Below are 5,444 nucleotides of genomic sequence, written 5' to 3' on the forward strand. Positions count from 1 at the left end.
GGCGGACCGAAGTCCGCCGGCACCATCATCAAATGCCCACATTTATCGACTGTTAATTTTTAAAGAACTTGTTCTGTGCTGCTGCGGCTTGGCGACAAAGCGTTTTGTTTGTCAGCCGCGAAGGAGGAAGAGTATGCAGCGTTTCGCTTGTTTCGTCAACCCCCTGTTTTTACCGCAGCGCCGTTGCCGGCGCTCCCCGATGTCCTGCAAGCACTTGATTTCGCTGCCGTTTCAGCGGGGAGGCGAACTATAGCAAAGTGCCCCAGCGCTGGCAAGATTTTTCTGCCATGGGGCGACGCATCCGACAAAATAAATTTGCAATATTATTTATTGATAAACATATGCTTTTTTGGTAACGTTGCTCTGTCGAGACGTGCACAGCCCGCCCCGACGCTCCTGGCACATGTGACGAGCACCGCCATTTGTGCGATTCCAACCTTTCTAAAGGATGTATTTTCATGAGCAAAAAAAATGTTCTGAATGCACTGGTACAAAGCGACAGCGACCAATCAGCGATGACTGAATCGCTGGGCATGGTGGAAATCAAGGAAGAATTGTTGCATCAAGTGAGCGGTGGCCTGGCGTGGTCGTCTGGCTATATTTGCACGGTCAGCGGCGAGTGCAGTGGCGGCCGTAGTTGCTGGCCGCGTTGGCCGCATCCATCCGACAAGGCATAAGCAAGTAGCAAGAGTACTGAACCGGGTGGTGGACATTCCGCCACCCGGTACGTCAATGTGCGGACTTTGAAGGACAGACAATGGACTTGCATAAACTGGCCGGTTTTTATGAGGAACATACCCGGCTGTGCCAAACGAAGCTCCAGGAATTCTGCACCGCCAGAAAAATTCAGCTTGAAGAAAGCTATGTGCAAGCCGTCATGCCGAATTTGTTGGACAAGCTATTCGGCGTCACGCATAAAGTCCTGATCGCCCAGTACAAGGCAATCGCCGCCACGGTCAGCTTCGACGACTTTTGCGACTCGCTGCTGGAGCCCGAAGTGCGCGCCTTCTTCCATTCGCGCTATCCGGTAATGCGGCGCTGGATGGATACACTCACGATGACGTGGGTAGAGCAATCGTGCGAACTGTTAGCCAGATTTATCGACGACCGCGCCGCCATACAGCGGGATATCTTCCGCAGCGATGACGCGGCGGAGATTCGCCACATCCAATTTGGCATGGGGGACGCCCACCGCGGCGGACGCAGCGTCGCACGGATCGAGCTGTGCGACGGACGCAAACTGATCTACAAGCCGCGCAGCCTGAGAATCGACCTGCACTTCGCCGCACTCGTACAATGGCTCAACCAGCATGGCAAACTCGACTTGCAAGTCCCTGTCGCGCTGGACCGCGGCAACTATGGCTGGGTTGAGTTCATTCACCACGAAGAATGTGCATCGCCGGCTCAGGTGGAAGGCTTTTACGAGCGGCTGGGTGCCTGGCTGGCATTACTGTATGTATTGGAAGGGTCGGATTTTCACTATGAGAACATTATCGCGTCGGGCGCGCAGCCGGTTCTGATCGACCTGGAATCGTTTTTCCATCCACAAATGCCATCGGCAAACGGCGAATCCAACAACAACTTCGATGATTCGGTTCTGCGCACGGGAATCCTGCCGAGCCGGATTGACCTGGATGCGGCACATCTGCCGGACATCAGCGGCATCGCCGACGCGGAAGGCAAGGAAGGCGTTGTCAACAGTCTTTTCATGGTGCGCGGCGAGGACGGCGCCATCCATTTCGAACGCAAAAAAGGCACGCTGCAAGGAGCGCTCAACGTCCCTCGCCTGCATGGCGAAAAAATCGCATTGGGCGCGGCCCATATCACGGCCTTGAAACAGGGCTTCCAGCATATGTACGCGACCATATTGACCAGGCGCGAGGAATTGCATGCGCGCCTGGATGCCTTCAAGGGCGATGAGGTGCGCGTGCTATTCCGGAACACGGTCGCCTACGCCCATTTGCTGGAGGAGGCGACCCATCCTACCCTGATGCGCTCCGAGGCTGCGCTCAATGCGCATTTCAATCTGTTGGCGCTGGCGATAGCCGATTGCCCGCTGGCCGAGCGCTTCATTCCATTCGAAACCAGCGATCTGCAGCAGCGCGACGTTCCGCTGTTTACCACCACGGCCGACGGCCGACACCTGCAATACGCCGAAGACGGGCGCATCCCCGATTTCTTTGAAAACAGCGGACTGGCGCGCGTGCGCCGCAAGCTCGAACTCCTGTCCGAGCACGATATGAAGCACCAGGCCTGGGTCATCGAAAAAACGCTGCTCATGAGCGAAAAACTCAACGCGCCGAAGACCACGACGGGCGACGCGCCGACGCGCGGCGACTATTCGACCGAGGAGAGGCTGAACGCGCGCCTGCTGCAAGAGGCGCACAAGGTCGGCGACTATATCGCCTCGCAAGTGCATGTCGACGGTGACCGCGCGAGCTGGATGATCGTGAAGGCGACCTCGCTCGACAACCGCAAGATGGAATTGATTCCCGCCTTCTATGATCTGTATTGCGGCATGCCGGGGGAAATCCTCTATCTATCGCAACTGTCCCTGCTCAGCGGCGAGCCGAAGTACCGCGACCTTGCCGATAAGGCACTGCATACCCTGCAATGCAAACTGGCACAGGCAAGGAATACGATACGGCCGCTGGGACTGTTCGTCGGCTGGGGCGGCGTCATTCATCTGTTCTGCAGCCTGGCCGTGATGGATGGCGGCCGCGATGCGAACCGGCATTTCGCGGAAATTGAACGCCTCTTCGATAGCGTCGATTTCGCCGAACTGATCGCGGCCGACCGCGCCTACTCCCTGCTGAAGGGCGCGGCGGGCTTGATGCTGGCCTGCGCCGATTATCATATCGCCAGCGGTTCGCCGCGCGCCTTGCAACTGGCCAGGCAGGCGGCGGAGCATTTGCTGGCCAACCGGCAACAGGACTACCCCGGATACAGCTGGCTCATCACCAGTTCCGTGCCGCTGGCGGGCCTCGCCCACGGCGCCTCCGGTTTTTCCCTCGCCTTTGCCAGGATGTATTCGGCGACCCAGGAGCCGCAGTATCTCCACGCCTGCCACGAGGCGCTGACCTACGAGCGCACGCTGTTCGTGCCCGAGCAACAGAACTGGCGCGACTGCCGCGAGCTTGCCAACAAAATGGCGCCGGGACAAATCGTGTGCGTCAATGCATGGGCGCACGGCGCGCCCGGGATTGGTCTGGCGCGCCTGGCCTTGCTGCAGGCGGGCATAGGCGGCGCCGAGATCCAGAACGAACTGGAAATCGCCGTGCACACGACGCTCATGCACGGTTTCACGGGCAACCATTCCCTCATCTTCGGCAGCTTCGGCAATCTCGAATTATTGCTTTCCTGCGGACAGTATGTGGACCCCGCCCTTGCACAACGCTGTAGCGAAATCCTGCCCCGCTTGATGCAGGAGCTGGACGTCCATGGCTGGCAACTGGGCGAAAAGAATTTTCAGCCGCTGGGCATGATGGTGGGCGTGACCGGCATCGGTTACCAGTGCCTGCGCTTCGCCTTTCCGGATCGGATGCCGTCGCTGCTGTCGGGCATGAGCGGCCCCCAGCTCAACACTGCGGCACAGCGAAAAATCGCCTAAGCAAAGCATGGAAGTGGCCATCGACATCAGTCAGATGAGCAAGTCATTTGGCGCGCACCGGGTTCTTCGGGAAATCGAATTGCGCGTGCCCGAACGCAGCGTCTTTGCCTTCCTTGGCAATAATGGCGCGGGCAAGTCCACCACCATCCGCGTGATGACGGGCTTGCTCAAACCAGACTCCGGGACGGTGCGCGTGCTCGGCCGCGACATCGCCACGCAGCGGATCGACATCTTGCGGGAGATCGGCTGCCTGGTCGACTCCCCCTGCCTGTACCCCAATTTAAGCGCCGCAGAGTTCCTTCAAGTGGCTTGCGCGATCAAGCGCTTGCCGAAATCGGAAATCGGGCGCGTGCTGGACATTGTCAATTTGCGCGCTACGGGCGCGACCAGGGTCGCGGAATTTTCATTGGGAATGCGACAAAGGCTGGCGCTGGCGCATGCCATGCTGGGGCAGCCGCGCCTGTTAATTCTGGACGAACCGGGCAACGGCCTCGATCCGCAGGGCATATTGGAAATCAGGAAGCTGCTGGCGGAATTGCCGAGCCGGGCGAACTGCACAGTCTTTGTGTCGAGCCATCAACTTGACGAAGTCGAGAAAATCGCCACCCACCTAGCCCTGCTCAGTAAGGGACGCGTCATCTGCCAGGCCCCGGTCAAAGAACTGCTGGCGGGCCAGGCGGGCGTGCTGACGCTCGAAATCGACAATGCCCGGCAAGCATCGGCGTTGCTGACTGAAATGGACTACCAGGTTCGCATGACGGGAGAGCGCCATCTGGAAGTGCGGCGAATCGCACTCGACCATGCCGACCAGGTACACGCGCGCCTGATTGGCGCCGGCGTGCGCCTGTTCCAGTCCGTGTATCGGCAGCCGACGCTTGAGCAATGGTTTCTGGATACGACGCGGACGAAGGAAAAAGACGATGATCTTTACGCTGCTCAAAATTGAAATACTGAAAACGCGGCGCTCGCTGGCGCTGATGACGATGCTCGCTTGCCCATTCATGGTAGTCCTGCTGAATACGGGCATGCTGCTCAAGTCAGGCCAGCTGAATGTGGCCAGCGCATTACCGTGGCAAAATTTCTGGATGGGCAACCTCGCGCTCTGGTGCCATTTCATGCTGCCGCTCTATATAGCGCTGCTGACTGGGCTCATCAACGGCAATGAACATAGAAATCACACGTGGCGCCTGATGTTGACCTTGCCGATCACGCATCGCCAACTGTATCTGGCCAAATTACTGCTGGCGCTATGCCTGGTCGCCGGCGCCGATGTCGGCCTGATGTTGTTATGCGGCGCCGTGCTTGGCGTCTTCGTCCTGTGCGGCTATCCGCTTGCGGGCAACATCGATTTAGCCTTCGTCACGACCCTGCTGAAGATCAGCGTCGCCAGTCTGCCGATCGTTATTATTCAGCACGCGGTAAGCACCCGTTTCTCAAATATTGTCATGCCGCTGGCGCTGGGGATAATCGCGACGATGGGGATCCTGCAGCTCGGAAATTCGGAATATTGGCGGTTTTTCCCATGGAGCTACACCCTGATGGCGCTCAATGGCAGCGCGGTCGAGATGCAAACAAGCGCGCTGGGCCTGGCAATTGCCGTGGGATTGCCCGCGCTGGTGCTCAGCAGCATCTGGCTTGAAAGGCGCGAAATCAAAGACTAGCAGCGGCGCGCCAAAGCCCCAGACGAAAAAAACCCCGTCAGGCACAAGGTGCCAACGGGGTTTTTTAATATAACTAGCCTGACGATAACCTACTTTCACACTGGTTGCAGCACTATCATCGGCGCAAAGTTGTTTCACGGTCCTGTTCGGGATGGGAAGGGGTGGGACCAACT

Annotated in this window: 4 protein-coding genes and 1 rRNA gene; 4 read left to right on the forward strand and 1 reads right to left on the reverse strand. The window is 58.3% G+C overall.

Annotated features, from left to right (window positions below; genetic code table 11):
- Positions 1 to 458 precede the first annotated feature (458 nt).
- The 4 genes from OIK44_RS25525 (at position 459) to OIK44_RS25540 (ending at position 5,271) form a co-directional block, all read left to right on the forward strand.
- Positions 459 to 677, forward strand: coding sequence for a hypothetical protein (locus OIK44_RS25525; protein ID WP_273675059.1), 219 nt, complete (start codon positions 459 to 461; stop codon positions 675 to 677).
- 80 nt (positions 678 to 757) lie between these two features.
- Complete coding sequence (locus OIK44_RS25530) at positions 758 to 3,610, forward strand: type 2 lanthipeptide synthetase LanM family protein (RefSeq protein ID WP_273675060.1); 2,853 nt, start codon at positions 758 to 760, stop codon at positions 3,608 to 3,610.
- Positions 3,611 to 3,617: 7 nt separating this feature from the next.
- The gene (locus OIK44_RS25535; protein ID WP_273675061.1) at positions 3,618 to 4,556 is read left to right on the forward strand and encodes an ATP-binding cassette domain-containing protein; all 939 of its coding nucleotides are present in this window, start codon (positions 3,618 to 3,620) and stop codon (positions 4,554 to 4,556) included.
- Positions 4,531 to 5,271 (forward strand): ABC transporter permease, encoded by a 741-nt coding sequence (locus OIK44_RS25540; RefSeq protein ID WP_273675063.1) that lies wholly within the window; start codon positions 4,531 to 4,533, stop codon positions 5,269 to 5,271. The genes OIK44_RS25535 and OIK44_RS25540 overlap by 26 nt, the downstream gene beginning before the upstream one ends.
- 76 nt (positions 5,272 to 5,347) lie before the next feature.
- On the opposite strand, the gene rrf is transcribed toward OIK44_RS25540, so the two are convergent.
- Positions 5,348 to 5,444, reverse strand: a 5S ribosomal RNA gene (gene rrf, locus OIK44_RS25740); the annotation flags it as partial.

This window comes from Janthinobacterium fluminis, assembly GCF_028595325.1.
Lineage (GTDB): Bacteria > Pseudomonadota > Gammaproteobacteria > Burkholderiales > Burkholderiaceae_D > Janthinobacterium > Janthinobacterium fluminis.

What these genes read in the sequence shown, in the direction of transcription:
- OIK44_RS25540 (WP_273675063.1), top strand. Translation starts at nt 4,531, where the DNA reads ATGATCTTTACGCTGCTCAAAATTGAAATACTGAAAACGCGGCGCTCG.
- OIK44_RS25525 (WP_273675059.1), top strand. Translation starts at nt 459, where the DNA reads ATGAGCAAAAAAAATGTTCTGAATGCACTGGTACAAAGCGACAGCGAC.
- OIK44_RS25530 (WP_273675060.1), top strand. Translation starts at nt 758, where the DNA reads ATGGACTTGCATAAACTGGCCGGTTTTTATGAGGAACATACCCGGCTG.
- OIK44_RS25535 (WP_273675061.1), top strand. Translation starts at nt 3,618, where the DNA reads ATGGAAGTGGCCATCGACATCAGTCAGATGAGCAAGTCATTTGGCGCG.